Source organism: Rickettsia endosymbiont of Pantilius tunicatus (assembly GCF_964291875.1).
In the GTDB taxonomy this organism is placed as follows: Bacteria; Pseudomonadota; Alphaproteobacteria; order Rickettsiales; family Rickettsiaceae; genus Rickettsia.
Window position 1 is genome coordinate 686,141 of record NZ_OZ198175.1, and the last position, 16,842, is coordinate 702,982.

A 16,842-nucleotide genomic window follows, 5' to 3' on the forward strand; every position below is an offset into this window, starting at 1 on the left:
AGTCGTTGCGTCTACGCCGCCTCGTACTACATCTGTACCATTAAATATTATTTGTGTTAATCCTGCTCCATCTATTCCTAAGTTTTGGGTTACTATTCTATCACCTACAAAAACAAATGTCCCACTTCTTCCGCCAGTACTAATTGCTGAACCTGTAAGTGTTTTGCCTGCACCTAAAGTAAATATTCCGTTGATTTTGGAAATCTACCCCACCTGTAAGCCCGCTGGTAGCTGTTACACTGCCTGCGGCTTTATATCCTAAATCACCAGTCATAAGATCAGTAACAATTGCACTAGCTCCATCATTAGCGACAACAAAATTTGTAGAATTTACGGTAGAATCAAGTTTTATGTTTGCCCCGTTAAAGTTAATAGTGGAAGCATTTGTAATAGCTCCTGTAATTTCGTTATTACCTGCAAGGTTTATAATTGTTGACAGGACATCCTGCGAATCTATAGTCCCTGTTATCTTTTTTCCATCTGCTATGTTCAATACAAAATTATTCTTACCATTACTAACATTTTGAATTGCACCTGTAATATTATTATTTATAGCTATAGTAAAATTAGGTTTTTCATCAACATCACGCTTAAACAAGATATTTGTTGCATTAATTGGTCCGTTTAGTACAATATTAGTACTAAATTCATTCCCGTTTATAATATTGAAATTCGCAATAGGGTTAGTTCCACCTACAGTACCATTAATTATAGCAGCCGTTCCAGCGTCATCTCCATTATGGCTTATAGTAACTGAACCATATGCTCCTGCATCTAGATTGTCAAAATTTGCTGTTAAGGTCTGACCAGCATTAGAATATACAGAAAAATTACCACCATTTGCATTGAAATTTACACCACCGTTAATACCACCTTGGGCAAATAAGGTAGCATTTGCATTATAGTTTAATGTTCCGGTAATTAAGCCCGTAACAACAACATTTGCTGCTGCATTATTTATAGTAATAGTCTCTGCTTTAATGATATCACTGAAAGTAATATTACCATTTCCATTAATCATTTACTGCTAATAAAGAATTAGTCGCATCACCTATAGTACCTGTAACACTACCGCTATTTATTGTTAACGTCCCTTGACCGTTTTTAGAAGTAGTAACACTACCCGTTATACCATTTGCAATAAGTGTACCGTCTGCACCAAATGCTATAGTACCACCTGCTCCTAAATCTAAAGCTTTATTAAGTGTTACTATACCTAAGCTATTCATACTTAAGAGCTTAGTAAACACGATATAATCAATTGTGATACTTCCAGGATTCCCAGGAGTTCCAATAGTACTAACTATGAATTCTTTCAGGCGATGGTCATTATCTTGACCTATGTGCGTATTGTAGCATCATTTGTTATAGTTAAATCCTTTCCGGCTGTACTTACTCTTACTATTCCGTAACCATCTTGAGTCGATGAGGGATTTAGATTATTATTTAAAGTAAATGTTCTAGCATTCGTGCTACTGCTATTTACTAAGGCTAACTGTGAATCCACTCCTTCAAATATTATTTTTCTATTATTTGCTAATAGATCTATATCGCCATTTACAGAATCAATTGTATAAGTGGTGTTATCTGCTATATCAATTTCATTTACTGAACCAGCACTTGGATCATTAATTGTTAAATTAGCGTTTAACTTTATTGTCCCTTTTATACCATTTAATATTGATCCGTTAATAGTACTTGCTGCACCAATAATTAAAGTACCACCCGCGTTGTTATTATTGTTAAAAGTAAGACCACCAAGGGTTAATTTACCAACTGCATTTACAGTTCCAGAAGCAGCAGCATTTGCAAAAACTAAACTATCTATTATATAGCATCGCCTTGTAACTTAAGGGTTTTATCAGTGCCACCATTACATTGCAGTAACTTTAAATTATTGATGGTTCCGGTAATAGTACCGCCTACAGAATTTAATGTACCTTTTACCCCACCGGTGCTATTTATATTACCGGTAATTGTCATATTGTCAGCTAAAGTAAATGTCCCAGCTTGGTTTTTAAAATCTATATTACCTTTAATACCTGCACTAGCAGTAAATGTTCCTCCTTGTGTATAATTTAATGGTGCTGTAACTAAACCTGTTGCAGTAACATTTGCTGAAGAGTTCCCTAAGTTAATATCTTTTGCCTTAACAATCCCGCCAAAGTTTATGTTACCACTACCGTTAATATTAACTGCAAGTAAAGAATTAGTACCACCAATATCTTTAGTAATAGTTACGCCGTTTCCTAGATTTAATGTACCATTAACTGCAGCTACCGTATTATCTATAGGAGTTGCAATAGTTAGATTATCATTAATCTGTAAAGTAGAATTTTTACCGGCAAAATCCACACTGTTAAACATTAGATTACCAGTACCAATAGCTGTAATAGTTGCACTAGCTTTATCAGCAGTAAATGAAAGGGTACCAAAATCAGTATTAAGAGGTACTAAAGCACTAAGTGCACCTATTGATACATTCTTACCACTTACCTTTACTCCACCATATTTTAAGAGATTAAGAGTTGTTCCTATTCCGCTAATTACAACATCATCTTTATCTGCTAATATAGTATTAGCAGAAGTACCTAGTATTATATTAAGACTATCTCCGCTATTAAAAGACCCCGAAAGACCGGAATTAGTACTTAATACCGCACTACCCGTAACATTAAGTAATGCACCTGCTGCATTAAAACTTGAAAGTAATGATCCACATAAAGAAGCAGTAGCTAAAAAACTTTTTAGTATGCTGGATTTTTTCCTCATAATCTCTAACCCTATTTATTAATTATTTTTAATAAAACTATATATTGTTAATTGGTATACACTTGTTAATAAGTCTATATTAAACTAATCTTGCTTGTTAACTTTTATATTAAATATTAATAGATTTATTAATTTAATGAGATGTTTTTACAACAATAGGTTTTACTATGGATTAAAGGGAAAACTTGGGGATGAAAAAAGTCAAAATTTATTAATTCATATTTACTTTTTTTGTAATAAATTAATTTGTTAAAATATCTTTACATTCTAAAAATTCGACTTTAAATTATAATTTTTCAAGAAATTATCTATAATCATTTTATCCTTTTCATCTATTTTTGAAGTTTCAAATGTTATTTGATTATTAGGCAATTTATTTAATTGTATTAGTAGGTTAACTAATTTATTTAATATTTCTGCAATATTTTTAGTATCAGCTAAATTATTTTCACTTTTATTTAAAGTAAGGTACTCTAGCTCATCTTCAAGTAAAAGAATAAGCTTAGTAGTGAAATTATATAAATTATTTAAAGTATCTGTAGTGTCTTTAATCATAAATTATCACCTCCTTTTATTCTTTGTAGCCCGACAAGTGCTCTTTTTTCGTTTAAAGTCATGAAATTAGCATTAGAAATTTTAGCCCAAAGATTTTCACGTTTTTCGGTTAAAGCGGATATACTATCAGAATCAAAATCAATGGTAATTTCTTCATTAAATAGATAAGAAAACCAATTGCTTATATTATCAGCCATTTTATCAAGTAACGGGATTAAGGTTTCCTCCCATAAAGCAAGTCTTGCTTCTTGCATATTACTATAGGTATTATCGCCGTTAATACCAAGTAATTGCGGCGGTACTCCAAATGCTAGGGCTATTTCTCTTGCGGCAGAATTTTTAGACTGAATAAAGTCCATATCTTTTGGGTTAATACTCATCTCCTGCCAACCAAGCCCACCCTCGAGCAACAAAGGCTTACCAGCGTTAGTACTACCGGTAAATTTTCCTGATAATTGCGTTTGTAGTCGTTCAAACTGCTCATCACTAAGGTAGCCATTACTATCTTTCACTATTAATGCTCCAGATGGTCTAGCACCATTTTGTAATTGTAATAATGAATGATTCCAGTAAGAGGATTGTTGATGTAAATCAATAGGAAGTGAAGCTGCTTCTAAGCATGATAAGCCATAATGTTGATTTAGGGGATGGTAGTTTTTTAAATGCAAAACTCTGCTTATTTTAGAAATAGGATCTATTCTATATAATTTATCACCGCTTGCACTTTGATATTTATATGCAACTAAAACATTCTGGTCTAATACTACTTCAGTTGCACTAGCTGGTAGTAAATAAATCTCTTTAGGTTTAAAGTTTGATGTCGATAAAATGTAACTATTACCAAACAATAACATACTAGATATTAATTCGCTGAAAAATCAGCTCCAGCTTTTTCGGGGTTTGGTCTTTTGAGTAAATTATTTAAGGGATGATTTGAGATTACTTCACCACTTTTACTTTTTAGTACTTTCCAAGGAACATGCCCGGCTGATTGAGCAATTAGGTTGACACATCTATATACTATAACATTTTCACGATAAGCATCAATTCCTACTCTAATTTTCTTTGCATTACCATAAGCAATGTCACTTAACTCGATAAAATGCTGTGATTTAGTAACATTACTATCCCAAAACTTTTTCCAATAATTTTTTATCATATATTCTCTATATCGGTTATTTGCAAAGAGTATATAATAATTTGCTTAAGCACCTAATAGGTGATTGATAAAAAGGATGACTTGACATAAATTATATTACAAATTATACTACATTAGTGTAACTATAATTGTAATATTTAAAGCATATGTCCGCACTTACTGTAAGATTACCCGATGACTTAGCAGAAGAAGTAACTAAGAGGGCTAGAAAACTTCATATTTCACGTAGTCAGTATATTAGAAAATCTATTGAAAACATGAATAAAAGCTTATATGAGCAAGAACGTAGGGAAAAGTTATTTGCAGCTAGTATGCGTACCCGCAAGGAAAGTATAAAAATAAATTCTGAATTTTCTAATATTGAACATGACCCTGAAAATTAATCTCGGAGAAATTTGGCTTGCCGATTTAAATCCTAGAATCGGTAGTGAACCTGGTAAAACAAGACCTGTATTGATTATTCAAGATCAAGTATTATTAGATGCAAATCATCCGTCTACCTTAATCATCCCACTGACAACTAATTTAATAGATAATGCTTTTCCTTTACGAATCCGTATTAAGGCTCATAATAAATTAGAAAAAGATTCAGACCTTTTAATAGACCAAATACGTAGTATAGATAATAAACGCTTAATTTTAGGACCTCTAACTAGTTGTAATACTAACACTATGCAAATAATCTATAAAGCAGTATTAGAAGTTATAGGAGTTAAAGTATAAGAATTTGTAAGGTGAAATAATACTTATTTGATTTCCAAGTTTTAAAGTATTTGCGGTACAGTGCCACGATATTTTTGAGAGAATCTAAAAGAGTATGTATTATTACATTGTGATATTGTTTTTGAGGTAATGAATTCCCCTTTTATCCCTTTAAAATAATTAATGATACAATAAACTTATTGCTCAAAATTTTCTAAACTCACGCCATGTTTTGTTTTGTTCCATTTAAACGGACAAAAAATGATTTCGAAAACTGCTTTGTATGAGGCTATAGTATGTAATATAAAATAGCCAGCCCTCAAAACTAATGCTATTAAATCCTGAAACTTTATTTCTCTAGCTTTTAAAGAATTTTTTAATATATAAATAACAGTTCCATATAAATATAAGAGAGAAAAAATGCTATTAACTAGCCATAAATAATCAATTATAGAGTTTTTATTTATAATAATGGAAAATATTATAAAAGGTAAACACCAGAAATTATAAGTTGATAGTCCAATGAAAATATAAATAGTTATTATTTGTAACAAAGTAAGTTTTTTATACTTATCCTTTTGTGCTATAAATACAAAAAATGTTTGCAAAAAACCTTTGATCCAGCGTGATCTTTGATTCAACCAATTACCTAAACTATTCGGTGCTTCTTCTAAAGTATATGAATCAAGAATGGCTACCTTATAATTTTGCGAGTAAATCCTTAACCCAATTTCAGCATCTTTGGTTACATTATGAGCATCCCAGCCACCCAACTTACGTAATGTCTCTGCTTTAAAATGATTGCTTGTACCGCCAAGTGGGGTAGGGAGCTTGAGTAAACTTAACCCTTTTAAAATATGTTCAAACCATAAGCTATATTCTAGATTAAACATTTTGGTCAAAATGTTTTCGTTTTTATTATAAAAATTGAGCTTGGCTTGCAAACAAACAAAGTCGGGTGGTAAACTCTTAAACATTGTTAAAACTTTAAATAGCTGATCTGGTTCAGGCTTATCTTCAGCATCATAAACAACTACATACTCACCTCGTGAATATTCTAAAGCATAATTAAGGGCTTTCGGTTTAGTTCTAGGAAAGCTTTGCGGTACTATAGTAAATTAAGTTGAGGTTTGAGTATAGGGATGATATATATAAAGGAAAATGCCAAGATCATATAGTCAAGATTTTAGAAAAAGAGTTATAGGATATGTAGAAAGAGGTAATAGCTGCAATAGCACTGCGATAAGATTTGAAATAGCAGCAAACACAGTAAGGAATTGGTATAAGAGATATAAGTCCGAAGGACATTATTTAGCAAGAAGAATAGGAGGCAAAAAAGGACGGGTAACAAGTCAAGATGTTGAGTTGTACGTGAGTTCTAATCCTAATTTCACATTATTAGAAATGGGTACGTATTTTAATATGAGTTCTGTGGGTGCGTATTATTGGTTAAAGCAACTAGGTTTTAGCTATAAAAAAAAGACTTTTCCTACTTGGAAGCAAGTCAAGAAAAGCGAGATAAGTACCAAGAGGTCATAAAAGATACACCAATAGAACATCTTGTATATATTGATGAAAGTGGTATTGAGATAAATATCTGCAAAGATAGAGGATGGGGCAAAAAAAGCGAAAAACTTATTGGTAAAAAAAGCGGTAAATATTACAACAGAACAAATATCATAGCTGGTTATGTTAATAAAGAGTGTATAGCACCGATGATATTTAATGGAACATGTAATAGACAATTATTTGAAAGTTGGGTTGGAGAATTTTTAATAAAAGAGCTAAAACCTGGACAAGTTGTAGTGATGGATAACGCTGCTTTCCATAAGTCTCAAAGGACCAAAGAACTAATAGAATCAGTAGGTTGTAGGATAATATTCTTACCACCTTACTCCCCTGATCTAAATCCAATAGAGAAATTTTGGGCCAATATGAAGCGATGGATTAAAGCTACAATTACTCAATTTGATCAATTATATAATGCTTTAATTCAATTCTTTAATACGCAAACTTCAACTTAATTTACCATAGTATCTCATGAAAATATGCAGGTAAATTATATAAAGCTATTTCTTTAATCATTAAATAATCATCATCTTCAATAATTATTTTGACATCTAATTTACTATCAGGGTAATTAATTAATGAAATATTTTTGATTATTGATCTTAATGTCCCCCTTCGGGGATCAAAAATCCCTCGCCTTTAGGCGAAGGGAAGATATAATGAAATTGCTTTAGCAATGAATTTATATCAAGAAATATGAGAAGTTATAGAAAGAATAGTCATAGTCAGTATGATTTAAAAGTGTATCTTATATGGATACCAAAATATAGGAAGAGAATATTGATAGGCAAAGTATCGGAAAGGACTAGAGATTTACTGAGGCAGATTTGTATGGAACATGAAGTACATATAATTTCAGGGAAAATATCATGTGATCACGTACATATGTTTATCTCATATAAGCCGCAAATATCTCTTAGCAAGTTAGTACAGTATTTAAAAGGCATTAGCTCAAGAATTTTATTGCAAGAATTTACTCATTTACGAAAACAATTTTGGGGCAATCATTTGTGGGCTAGGGGCTATATGGCAGTCAGTTCAGGTAATATAACTGATGAAATGATACAGCACTATATTGATGAACAGGAAGGTGAACCTGTGAATGATGATCGATTTCTAATCGATTCCACTTTATAACCCCTCAGCTTATAGCTGAGGGTTGTTTAGTTTACTTAACTCTTTATATAATGGTACTTAAATTGTATAAATTGGTAGCTCTTCTATATTATTTCCTATCTGTTTTACTTCTAATAGCTTATAGTTTCTTGTTGCTTTCAAAAATAAAAGTGATTTTAAAACGTTCTGCAAAAAGTAGCTTATATTATTAGCAATATGAAATAAAATCGGTACATAAGTCAGTATCATTATAAACACAACAAAAAATATTATTACCTTATTTGCATAATTAATATTTTTAGCAGTAATTGGTCCAACTTTAAATTCAAGAGCATATTTAGCTTTAATACTATTTAAATGAGCAAAGTTCTGCTCTAATGACTTATAAAAATAATATTTCTTAATTAGGGCTATAGAAGAAAAGTTATTCTTTTCATCAAATAGCAATTTTAAATCATTTATGGCAGTAATTTTATTTCCTGCTTCATCTTCGTAAATAAAATATTCTTGCATTATATATTCTTGAGCATCAAAATAATTATAAATTTTAATACAAGAAATATTATTTATTATTGGTAACATCTTGTTTTCATAAAGCATATTAATCATTAATTCATTGTCAATTACATCCTCTTTGATAATAGTATTTAAGTCAGCTAACCGCTTACTATCTTTAATTAGCTGCAAAATTTTATCTTCGTCTATACATCTAACCATGCTGAAAAGCTTATACCTGATATTTTATATTTTTTGTTTGAAAGGCTGCGATCCCAAAAATAACCTATTTGAGCTGTTAATGAATTATTGCTTTCTTTTCCTAAATTAATTATTTTTACAACTCCTAATTGCTTATAAACAGAGTTATCATATATAGAGCCATAATTTTTTCTAGTGTGATATTTTGTAAAACTTGTAAGCATTATTCCGTTGCTAAATTTAATGCCCTCACAAATAGAGAAATTATAATACATCTTCTTATAGCCAGTATTATTTATAGAATGCCCAAAGCTAATTGCATTTTGGCTAAATATAGTAACGGAATAGATGTTTTTAGACATTCCTGTTAATAAAGATATTTCTCCTAAAAAACTCTCTTTCTGCTTTTTATTGCTAACCATCAAGATTTTAGGTTGAGCTGAAATAACAAAATCATGATATCCAAATAATTTAAACTTGTAATAAATAGCAGCCTCTAGGCTGGCATTTTTTTTATTTATAAATTTATCTTTTTTATGCAAGAAATTCATACCTATATTCTGGTTATCAGTTATATAGCTTAATGCGATAAGGTAGTGACTTTTTCAAGAGCATAGTAAACCGCATCAAAAAAGTGCTCAAAATTAGAAACAGTTTTTCTTATTTCGTTCTTGATTTTAAACCAGTAATGCTCAATAGGATTTAAATCAGGAGAGTAAGTTGGTAAAAATAAAATACTGCAACCAACAGATTCAATTAACGTTTTCACTTTTGTACTTTTATGAAAATTAATATTATCCATTACTACTATCTGACCAGGCTTTAACTCTTTAATCAATATCTCTTGTACATAAGTTTCAAAAATGTCCTTATTACATGTCCCATCAAATATTATTGGGGCAATAATATCTTTGGCAGACACCCCAGCAATCATACTAATCCGTGATTTATGTTGATAGACCCTTTCACCATAACATCTTTGACCGATAATGCTCCACCCGTGTTCTCTACAGCTATTATCTTCTATCCCAGATTCATCGATAAATACTAAATCTTGTTTGTCTATAGTTTTTAGTTTCAATATAAACTCATTCCTTAGACCAACATCTCTTTTGGGATGAAGAAAAGTTTTTTTTATAACTATAACCTAATTTATTAAGCAATCTTGATATCGTACTTGCAGATACTTTTTGACTCCAGTTGTTAGCTAGTTCCATGGTGGTTTTATCAAAATTTAATTCTATAAATTTTTTAAATCCCTCTATGTCTCTTATTATTCTACGATGTCCTGTATGATAACCACTTTTTGCTTTGATATCGCCGGTTTGTTTCTTTAATTTTTTCCATTCTATTATAGTCTTCCTACTAATAGAGTATATCTCAGAAGTCTCTTTTATTGTTTTACCATCTGTTAAACTTTTTATTACTCGTATTCTTAAATCGTATGAATATGCCTTTGCCATAAGTTTTTCATTTAGTATAATCTAACTCATACTCTAAGTCACTATCTTATCGCATTAAGCTATACCATATTCTATACAGCTATTTGCAAAATGTGCATCTTGATAAGATAATAACTCCACAATTTGCTGCTCTGATTTTTTTATTTGTCGTAGAATTTTTGCTTGAAGATTAGGTTGATTTTTCACCTCTTCAAGATACTGTCTAAGATGCATTATTCTCTTATTTATATATAAAACCTGTTCTTCTCTTTGCTTTTTTTCATTTTTTGAAAGTTTATTAATTTTATTTCCACCTACAACATATCTATATCTGCCTTGCTCTAACAACCATGCGGAGGCATGTGCTATGCTGATATCAAAAACAATTATAATAAACGTGAGACAACAATATAGCCTTAATATCATAACCGCTTAAATTTAAAAATGCATTATAATAACAATTATAAGTTGAGTAAGGTGTTAAATGAAAAATTTTTTGTGTGATTAATAAAAAACTTATTTTATAACTCAAAATATGCTATAATATGAGCTATAAAATAAACATTTATAGCTCATGATATGGAATTGGCAGCATAAAGATTGGTCTAATTTTAAATATGATCAGAAAAATATTCTAGATTTGGAAAAACGTTTTATTAATAATAGCGGTATTCTTTTAGGAGCAGCTAAATATCTCTCGAAATCGGATAAAGATAATTTAGTTGTTATGCTTGCAAGTGATGAAGCATTAAATAGTTCTGAAATTGAAGGGGAATATCTAAATAGAGACAGCTTGCAATCTTCTATAAAGCGGTATTTTAATATAGCAAAGGATAATAGAAAAGCTTCGCCTGCGGAAAACGGTATCTCAGAATTGCTTGCCGATATGTATTATTCATATGACCAGCCTTTAAGCCATGACTGTTTATTTCGTTGGCATGAGATGCTAATGAATGGTAGAAAAGATTTAGATGCTATAGGAAAATATCGCACCCACCTAGAGCCGATGCAGGTGGTTTCAGGCAAATATCATGAGCCAATAGTACATTTTGAGGCACCGCCATCTGATATTATACCAAAAGAAATGGATAGATTTATAGAATGGTATAATAATATTACAGATTCTATTACTCCGCTTACTAAAGCTGCTATTGCCCATCTTTATTTTGAGTCTATACATCCGTTTGAAGATGGTAATGGAAGAATAGGTAGAGTTATAACTATAAAAATGCTATGTCAAAATATAGGACAGCCGATATTAATAGCTCTATCACACGTAATAAATCAGGAAAAAAAGTTATATTATAATGCTCTAGAAAATAACAATAAAAGTTTAGAAATTACTGACTGGATATTATATTTTGTTGAAACAATAATTAAAGCTCAGGATTATACTTTATGTAATATTGAGTTTTTAATAAATAAAACGAAATTTTATGATAAGTTTAAAGATATCTTAAACACAAGACAAGAAAAAGTAATTAAAAGAATTTTTGAAGAGGGAGTAGAGGGCTTTAAAGGTGGTTTAAGTGCTAAAAATTATCTAAACATCACCAAAACCTCTAAAGCCACTGCCACAAGAGATCTACAAGAATTGGTAGAGATGCAAGCATTTATTAAAACCGGCGACCTTAAATTTACAAGGTATTATATTAAACTGGAGTCGTCAGAATAAAATAATTGACTCGACTCCAAAATCAAAATTGGTATCTCTGTTGTAAAATTTGTGTAAATTCAGAATAGATTATATAAAGAAAGAAAATAAATATAATTTAAAGGAGTGAGTGTGCAAAACACGAATGAAGAAAAGCTTAAACAAGCAGTAGAATTATTAATAGATAAAAATACAGATAAGGTAAGGAGTTGGCAGAATCATCCTTTAGAATGAGTTTATGCTATAGTATATTTTGATGAGTTAATAGTTAAGGTTAGATAAGATAAGCGAATAATTAATAAGTCCGTATATGTTGCATTAGGTATTGATTTACAAGAGAAAAAAGATATTTTAGGGTTATGGATTAGCGAGAAGGAGGGGGCAAAGTTCTGGCTTGCTAATTTTTACTTACATGAAGAATAGGGGACTTAAAAATATTTTAATTGCTTGTAGTGATAACCTTACCGGCATGAGTGGGGCAATATCTGCATAATAAACGAGTTTTTCCAAATGATGATTCTGTTTTTAAGACTCTTTACTTGACAATTAACTATATTACGAGAAAATGGAGCATGCCAATCCAAAATTGGGGAGAAGCTATGACTCATTTTTTAATAAAATTTGACCAAAGAATTTAATAGGATATTCTAGAATTTACACAAATTTTAGAACAGAGCCGAATTGGTATCTTTTTTAACTTGCATCATAATTAGCACCAGATAACTCTACTATCTCAGGTTCTTGATTAGAGGTAGGTATATTATCTTTTATATCTATATTAATCTCTTCTGTAGGTAGTACATTAATTTGATTATCATTTAAGTGATTTGTGTTTTCCAAATCGGTACTTATAAGCTCAAGAGTATTCTTAAGATTTACTAAAAGATTTTTTGTTTCTACCCCGTTTTTATGTAAAAGATCGGCAGAATATATTACTTTTTTATTATTTCTATTGGATTTTGATTTAAGTGTGACATGTCACTAGAGATGTCTAATGCAGCTAAATATTCGTTATACCATTCTTGATCATCAGGAGAAGAGCTTTGCATTTTACTTTTGATAATTTCTTGAAATATTTGCTTACCTCTTTCAATATTAGGAACTTTTTTAGCTTCACTTTCAACTAATGTTAATAATATTTTTATTTCTTCTTCGTTCAATTGTGATTGTAAACTGGGATCATTTTTTAATACACTAGCTGTAGTTACAGGATCTGAAAATAAACAAATATTTTCAGTATTGTCTATTGTGTGCGTTGTTGCCATAGCTAAAAAACTTGTTGTACCAAAAGTTGTTACACTTTCAACTGCTTTAGGGTTATTTATTTGTGATACTATACGAGCATTTACTAGTTTCATAGTTGCAATTATTTCTGTTGTATGTTCAAAATATGATAACAACAAATTTTCATCCTCTTTAACAAATGGCAGCACAGATAAGATAGAAAACGTTCCAGCATGACTAAGTTGTTTTTGATTTACGTTTACTGAAAATTTTCCATCACAGCTTAAGGTTTTTTCTAATTTTATTGTTTCTTCTGATTTTCCTGTAAGATTTTGAGATATATTATCATTTTGTATTGAAATAAGTTTTGAATGATCTATAATTCTATTATACATAACATTTAGATCTTCTTCTTTTATAAGATTCTTATCTTCTAATTGATCTGCTGCTTTTCTAATATCATCTATATTATTAAGCTGTCCATTTTTTAGCTGTTCTCTAATTTTACCATAAAGCTTGTTAACAAAATTAAGCTTGGGTTGTAGTTCTGGAACTAAATTGTTTATTAAATCTTGGACTACCATTATTGGTTTTGTAATTCCTACTTGCTTTTTAGTCATATAACCTTCCTTAAAATGAAAAATTTTTATTAATTTATACTATTTAACTTTAAAACTTATTTTGCTTTTTAATTACTTTTATTTTCACTATAGCTAGCATAAATATCAGACAGCTTATTATTGTTCCTATAAATACTCCCCTGAGGTTAAAATATTGTAGTGATAGAGAGTAATATTCCCAAAGTAGAAAAGTTGCTGCTCCACTTAGTGATGATAAAACCATTATTTGTGTTGGTACTCTAATGCTAAAAAGCATTGTTACTAGCGGTACTAATATTACAGGTCCCCAAAAGCCGGTAAAGAATACTACTAAATCTATTACGTTGCTAAATTTTAGAGCAGCAATTATAGCAAGGCTTCCTATTACTACATTAATAATTCGTGCAATTAATAATAGTTTTTGCCCGTTTTTTACCTTTAGAATCGGGTTAATTATATCTTTAACAATAGCTATAGAAGTAACATTTAAGTCAGAATCCGCGGTAGACATAACAGCAGCAAGTAGCCCACTTATCACTATACCTTGAATTAAAGGCGGAATTATTTGATTGATTAGATAGGGTAATACTAAGCTTGATGGTTGCTCTGGATAAAGTTTATAAGCAATTAAACCATTTAAAGTAACGCAAATTAAAAAGAATAAATATATAACCGATTTTGTATATATTGCTTTAGTTGTTTGAGTAGGGTTTTTATTAATCAAAGCTCTTTGAATAAAAGTAGGATATAGATTCATCATACTAAAGCTTAAAGCAGCAGCGATTATATAAGAAAATAAGTTAGATTGATTAGTTTCAACAATCAAATCACCTATAAAACTTATAGAACCAACTTTATTTAATCCTGTAAAAGTAACAACAGGTATCGCAATTATCATAGCAAAAAATTGCAATATATTGGTAAAAACAATAGATTGTAAACCACCGATTGTTGTATAAATAAGTACTATACTATAGCTTAATATTACTCCTTCTATATAGTTTATCTCTAGAATATACTGAAAAATATAACCGCTGACACTTATTTGAGCTGCTAAAAATCCAACCGATACAATTACGGAACTAATCCCGCCAATGAAGCGACCTATATTGCCGTAGTATATACTCATTATATCGCCTATGCTTTCTGCTCCATGATGCTTTGCAATTAGCGGTACTATATAAATAGCGATTATGATATCTATCGGGATAGTAAGTATTAAAGCGTAAGCATAATATGCATGTCCTAAAAAAGCTTTTTCTGTAATACCGAAAGTAGTAGCTCCTCCTACAGAACTTGCAAATATGGTAGCTATTAACAGTAATTTGCTATTCTGAACCTTACTCTCTACATTTGCATAGTTTTTAAAGCTACTATTTTTAGCTCGGTAATAAATACCTACGGCTAAAATTGATATTAGATATAAGAATACGATAATATTATCGATAGGTATTCTAGGCATTATAAGATTTCTGAATTAAAATAAATTATTAATATATCTTATTTATCACAACATAAAAATAAAAAACTCATTAATAATTATTAACTAATTGATTAACAGATATTAATATTTTTTGAATAAATAATTCAATGTAAATAATAAATAAATAGGTTAATTATGTCCGATTTTAAATGTATAGCTACTCTTCCTAAAGATTTAAGAACCGGTCCTCACGATCCACTGCCTCCGGTACATACTATTGGAGGAAAATTAATAGCTGCTTTACCTTATCCTAGTTTAATGACCACTCAAACTACAAATATGTTGATAGAGTTTGGCAAATGTACCCAAGGTGTAGCTTATAATGTTGTTAATTGGGGAAGCAAATTATTAAGATCTTGTCCGGATGATAGTAAACATAGTATTGATGAAGTAATAAAAGACGGTAGTAGAATAAGCTTTGTATTTGATGGACCTTTTGAAATATTTTCAAATGGAACAGTAAATTTCTGGGGGACGTCATATAATGTTGTTGGCAATGTAATAAAAGAGGGTAGCACTGCTGTTCTTAGAGGCTTTAATACGACAAGTGCTTGTTCTAGTAGTAATTTAAGAAGTGATTTATTTCCAAATTCAGCAATAGTAGTACAAGGTGCGGGAATAAGTAGTGGATGGATAGATGAAAATAATCCTGATAGGCTTGTTATGCCAAATAGTGACCTAGCTACTACTTCTGGATTAGCATCATTTGGTACACAAATGGTAGTAATGGTTTGTGGTGTACTATTTTCCATATGTGATATCTTTAAAATTCGGGAATATTGTAAAGGTGAAAGAAAAAACATATGATCTTGATGAAATTTATCCGCCCGATAGTAATAAATTAAATAATGAATTCGTAGAGCATAATGGTAAAACATATCAATATAACGAAGATACTGATACTTACCTGCCACTTACCGGCGTTGATCTTGGTTATGTATAAGTTTAATGTCATTGTAAGTGAGCTTAAAACTTAAGTAGAGTGTAGAAATCTCATAAAGCAAACTCCTGAGATTGCACACGTACAAAACTTACAGTTTCTCCGGCGTGTTACATGGCTCAAAAAACACGTACAATGTCATCCCCGCATAGGCATTGCCCGCGTGGATTATTTTCTCGTCATTGCCACGCTCCTTGTAATCGCATAGCTCTTGACGACTCTCAATTCACGCAGGCAATCCTCATGCAGGGATGACATCGGGAGCCATGCAACAAGACCAGTTTCTCTTCACAATAACGTTTTATAGCATTAAAAAATTCAATGCGTAAAAATATCAACTTCATCCCAGCCGACTAAATCTAAATTGGCTCTGATCGGTAGAAATTTAAAGATGTCTTGAGCAAGTTCAAATCTATTTTCTTTAATTAACATTGCTATTAAATGCTCTCTTAACTTATGCAAATAAAGCACATCTTTAGCAGCATATTCTTGTTGGTCGGAAGATAAATTATCAGCACCCCAATAAGAAGATTGTTGTTGTTTGGAAATATTTACTCCTAACAATTCTCTACATATATCCTTAAGCCCATGGCTTTCAGTATAAGTTCTAACTAGCTTTGAAGATATTTTAGTACAAAAGATATTCTCTAAATCAACTCCCAAATATTTTTTTATCGCTGCTAAATCAAATCTTGCGAAATGAAATATCTTGCAACGTTCTTCATCACTTAATAAATTTTTTAGGTTAGGAGCATTATAGTTTTGATCTAGAAAATGCACAAGGTGAGCATCACCATTTCCGTTACTAAATTGTAGCAGACAAAGTTTATCTCTATATAAATTTAACCCCATCGTTTCGGTATCTATCGCTAAATCGCCTTCTAAATCAAAATCATCAGGTAAATCGTTTTGGTAAAGTGTAATAGTCATA

At 30.6% G+C, this 16,842-nt stretch carries 24 protein-coding genes and 1 pseudogene; 10 read left to right on the top strand and 15 right to left on the bottom strand.

Going from position 1 to position 16,842, the window contains the following annotated elements; translation table 11 throughout:
- Positions 1–139 precede the first annotated feature (139 nt).
- The 3 genes from ACICQC_RS03955 to ACICQC_RS03965 all read right to left on the bottom strand — a co-directional run bounded on the left by ACICQC_RS03955 (position 140) and on the right by ACICQC_RS03965 (position 1,507).
- Positions 140–1,021: a hypothetical protein gene (locus ACICQC_RS03955; protein WP_395477464.1), complete on the bottom strand. Its 882-nt coding sequence runs from the start codon at positions 1,019–1,021 to the stop codon at positions 140–142.
- Positions 1,014–1,229: a hypothetical protein gene (locus tag ACICQC_RS03960; RefSeq protein WP_395477465.1), complete on the bottom strand. Its 216-nt coding sequence runs from the start codon at positions 1,227–1,229 to the stop codon at positions 1,014–1,016. The genes ACICQC_RS03955 and ACICQC_RS03960 overlap by 8 nt, the downstream gene beginning before the upstream one ends.
- A gap of 110 nt (positions 1,230–1,339) precedes the next feature.
- Positions 1,340–1,507, bottom strand: coding sequence for a hypothetical protein (locus tag ACICQC_RS03965; RefSeq protein WP_395477466.1), 168 nt, complete (start codon positions 1,505–1,507; stop codon positions 1,340–1,342).
- 70 nt (positions 1,508–1,577) lie between these two features.
- Here ACICQC_RS03965 and ACICQC_RS03970 point away from each other — a divergent pair, with 70 nt between their 5' ends.
- Positions 1,578–1,835, top strand: coding sequence for a hypothetical protein (locus ACICQC_RS03970; protein WP_395477467.1), 258 nt, complete (start codon positions 1,578–1,580; stop codon positions 1,833–1,835).
- Here ACICQC_RS03970 and ACICQC_RS03975 read toward each other — a convergent pair.
- The 3 genes and pseudogenes from ACICQC_RS03975 to ACICQC_RS03985 all read right to left on the bottom strand — a co-directional run bounded on the left by ACICQC_RS03975 (position 1,828) and on the right by ACICQC_RS03985 (position 4,486).
- On the bottom strand, positions 1,828–2,772 hold the full coding sequence (locus tag ACICQC_RS03975; protein ID WP_395477468.1) for a hypothetical protein: 945 nt from the start codon (positions 2,770–2,772) through the stop codon (positions 1,828–1,830). The two genes, ACICQC_RS03970 and ACICQC_RS03975, sit on opposite strands and share 8 nt — an antisense overlap.
- A 267-nt stretch (positions 2,773–3,039) precedes the next feature.
- Positions 3,040–3,327, bottom strand: coding sequence for a hypothetical protein (locus ACICQC_RS03980; protein ID WP_395477469.1), 288 nt, complete (start codon positions 3,325–3,327; stop codon positions 3,040–3,042).
- Positions 3,324–4,486: pseudogene (locus ACICQC_RS03985) on the bottom strand (phage portal protein). Before ACICQC_RS03985 ends, ACICQC_RS03980 begins: the two are co-directional and overlap by 4 nt.
- Before the next feature lie 146 nt (positions 4,487–4,632).
- On the opposite strand from ACICQC_RS03985, the gene ACICQC_RS03990 reads away from it, so the two are divergent.
- Together ACICQC_RS03990 and ACICQC_RS03995 are read left to right on the top strand one after the other, a co-directional pair.
- Positions 4,633–4,869 (top strand): ribbon-helix-helix protein, CopG family, encoded by a 237-nt coding sequence (locus ACICQC_RS03990; RefSeq protein WP_395477470.1) that lies wholly within the window; start codon positions 4,633–4,635, stop codon positions 4,867–4,869.
- Positions 4,853–5,209, top strand: coding sequence for a type II toxin-antitoxin system PemK/MazF family toxin (locus ACICQC_RS03995; protein WP_395477471.1), 357 nt, complete (start codon positions 4,853–4,855; stop codon positions 5,207–5,209). Before ACICQC_RS03990 ends, ACICQC_RS03995 begins: the two co-directional genes overlap by 17 nt.
- 176 nt (positions 5,210–5,385) lie before the next feature.
- On the opposite strand, the gene ACICQC_RS04000 is transcribed toward ACICQC_RS03995, so the two are convergent.
- Complete coding sequence (locus ACICQC_RS04000) at positions 5,386–6,300, bottom strand: glycosyltransferase family 2 protein (protein ID WP_395477637.1); 915 nt, start codon at positions 6,298–6,300, stop codon at positions 5,386–5,388.
- A 49-nt stretch (positions 6,301–6,349) separates the two neighbouring features.
- Between ACICQC_RS04000 and ACICQC_RS04005 the strand changes: the two genes are divergently transcribed.
- The 3 genes from ACICQC_RS04005 (at position 6,350) to tnpA (ending at position 7,894) form a co-directional block, all read left to right on the top strand.
- A complete protein-coding gene (locus ACICQC_RS04005; RefSeq protein ID WP_395476240.1) occupies positions 6,350–6,727 on the top strand; it encodes an IS630 transposase-related protein in 378 nt (125 codons plus the stop codon).
- A complete protein-coding gene (locus tag ACICQC_RS04010; protein WP_395476342.1) occupies positions 6,682–7,212 on the top strand; it encodes an IS630 family transposase in 531 nt (176 codons plus the stop codon). Before ACICQC_RS04005 ends, ACICQC_RS04010 begins: the two co-directional genes overlap by 46 nt.
- Before the next feature lie 241 nt (positions 7,213–7,453).
- Complete coding sequence (tnpA, locus tag ACICQC_RS04015) at positions 7,454–7,894, top strand: IS200/IS605 family transposase (protein WP_395476231.1); 441 nt, start codon at positions 7,454–7,456, stop codon at positions 7,892–7,894.
- 57 nt (positions 7,895–7,951) lie between these two features.
- Here the strand turns inward: tnpA and ACICQC_RS04020 are convergent, their stop codons facing one another.
- The 4 genes from ACICQC_RS04020 to ACICQC_RS04035 all read right to left on the bottom strand — a co-directional run bounded on the left by ACICQC_RS04020 (position 7,952) and on the right by ACICQC_RS04035 (position 10,437).
- The gene (locus ACICQC_RS04020; protein WP_395477472.1) at positions 7,952–8,590 is read right to left on the bottom strand and encodes a hypothetical protein; all 639 of its coding nucleotides are present in this window, start codon (positions 8,588–8,590) and stop codon (positions 7,952–7,954) included.
- Entirely contained in the window at positions 8,575–9,111 is a 537-nt protein-coding gene (locus tag ACICQC_RS04025) for a hypothetical protein (protein WP_395477473.1), read from the bottom strand. Before ACICQC_RS04025 ends, ACICQC_RS04020 begins: the two co-directional genes overlap by 16 nt.
- A 38-nt stretch (positions 9,112–9,149) precedes the next feature.
- Positions 9,150–10,032, bottom strand: a protein-coding gene (locus tag ACICQC_RS04030) for an IS630 family transposase (RefSeq protein WP_395476242.1) whose coding sequence is annotated in 2 segments (ribosomal slippage) — positions 9,150–9,704 and positions 9,706–10,032 — 882 coding nt in all. Because the reading frame shifts where the segments join, the coding sequence is not laid out codon by codon here.
- Positions 10,033–10,086: 54 nt separating this feature from the next.
- Positions 10,087–10,437, bottom strand: a complete 351-nt coding sequence (locus ACICQC_RS04035) for a hypothetical protein (protein ID WP_395477474.1) — start codon at positions 10,435–10,437, stop codon at positions 10,087–10,089.
- Between the two features lie 148 nt (positions 10,438–10,585).
- Here ACICQC_RS04035 and ACICQC_RS04040 point away from each other — a divergent pair, with 148 nt between their 5' ends.
- Together ACICQC_RS04040 and ACICQC_RS04045 are read left to right on the top strand one after the other, a co-directional pair.
- Positions 10,586–11,686 carry a Fic family protein gene (locus ACICQC_RS04040; RefSeq protein WP_395477475.1) on the top strand — a complete coding sequence of 367 codons (1,101 nt, stop codon included), beginning with the start codon at positions 10,586–10,588 and terminating at the stop codon, positions 11,684–11,686.
- Positions 11,687–11,989: 303 nt separating this feature from the next.
- Positions 11,990–12,088, top strand: a complete 99-nt coding sequence (locus ACICQC_RS04045; RefSeq protein WP_395477638.1) for a hypothetical protein — start codon at positions 11,990–11,992, stop codon at positions 12,086–12,088.
- A gap of 270 nt (positions 12,089–12,358) precedes the next feature.
- On the opposite strand, the gene ACICQC_RS04050 is transcribed toward ACICQC_RS04045, so the two are convergent.
- The 3 genes from ACICQC_RS04050 to ACICQC_RS04060 all read right to left on the bottom strand — a co-directional run bounded on the left by ACICQC_RS04050 (position 12,359) and on the right by ACICQC_RS04060 (position 14,950).
- Positions 12,359–12,505: a hypothetical protein gene (locus ACICQC_RS04050; RefSeq protein ID WP_395477476.1), complete on the bottom strand. Its 147-nt coding sequence runs from the start codon at positions 12,503–12,505 to the stop codon at positions 12,359–12,361.
- 92 nt (positions 12,506–12,597) lie between these two features.
- The gene (locus tag ACICQC_RS04055) at positions 12,598–13,509 is read right to left on the bottom strand and encodes a hypothetical protein (protein WP_395477477.1); all 912 of its coding nucleotides are present in this window, start codon (positions 13,507–13,509) and stop codon (positions 12,598–12,600) included.
- 49 nt (positions 13,510–13,558) lie between these two features.
- Positions 13,559–14,950, bottom strand: coding sequence for a sodium:solute symporter (locus ACICQC_RS04060; protein ID WP_395477478.1), 1,392 nt, complete (start codon positions 14,948–14,950; stop codon positions 13,559–13,561).
- Between the two features lie 156 nt (positions 14,951–15,106).
- Here ACICQC_RS04060 and ACICQC_RS04065 point away from each other — a divergent pair, with 156 nt between their 5' ends.
- Together ACICQC_RS04065 and ACICQC_RS04070 are read left to right on the top strand one after the other, a co-directional pair.
- On the top strand, positions 15,107–15,778 hold the full coding sequence (locus ACICQC_RS04065; protein WP_395477479.1) for a hypothetical protein: 672 nt from the start codon (positions 15,107–15,109) through the stop codon (positions 15,776–15,778).
- The gene (locus tag ACICQC_RS04070) at positions 15,759–15,914 is read left to right on the top strand and encodes a hypothetical protein (protein WP_395477480.1); all 156 of its coding nucleotides are present in this window, start codon (positions 15,759–15,761) and stop codon (positions 15,912–15,914) included. Before ACICQC_RS04065 ends, ACICQC_RS04070 begins: the two co-directional genes overlap by 20 nt.
- Positions 15,915–16,229: 315 nt before the next feature.
- On the opposite strand, the gene ACICQC_RS04075 is transcribed toward ACICQC_RS04070, so the two are convergent.
- On the bottom strand, positions 16,230–16,841 hold the full coding sequence (locus tag ACICQC_RS04075; protein WP_395477481.1) for a ribonuclease D: 612 nt from the start codon (positions 16,839–16,841) through the stop codon (positions 16,230–16,232).
- Between the last annotated feature and the right edge of the window lies 1 nt (position 16,842).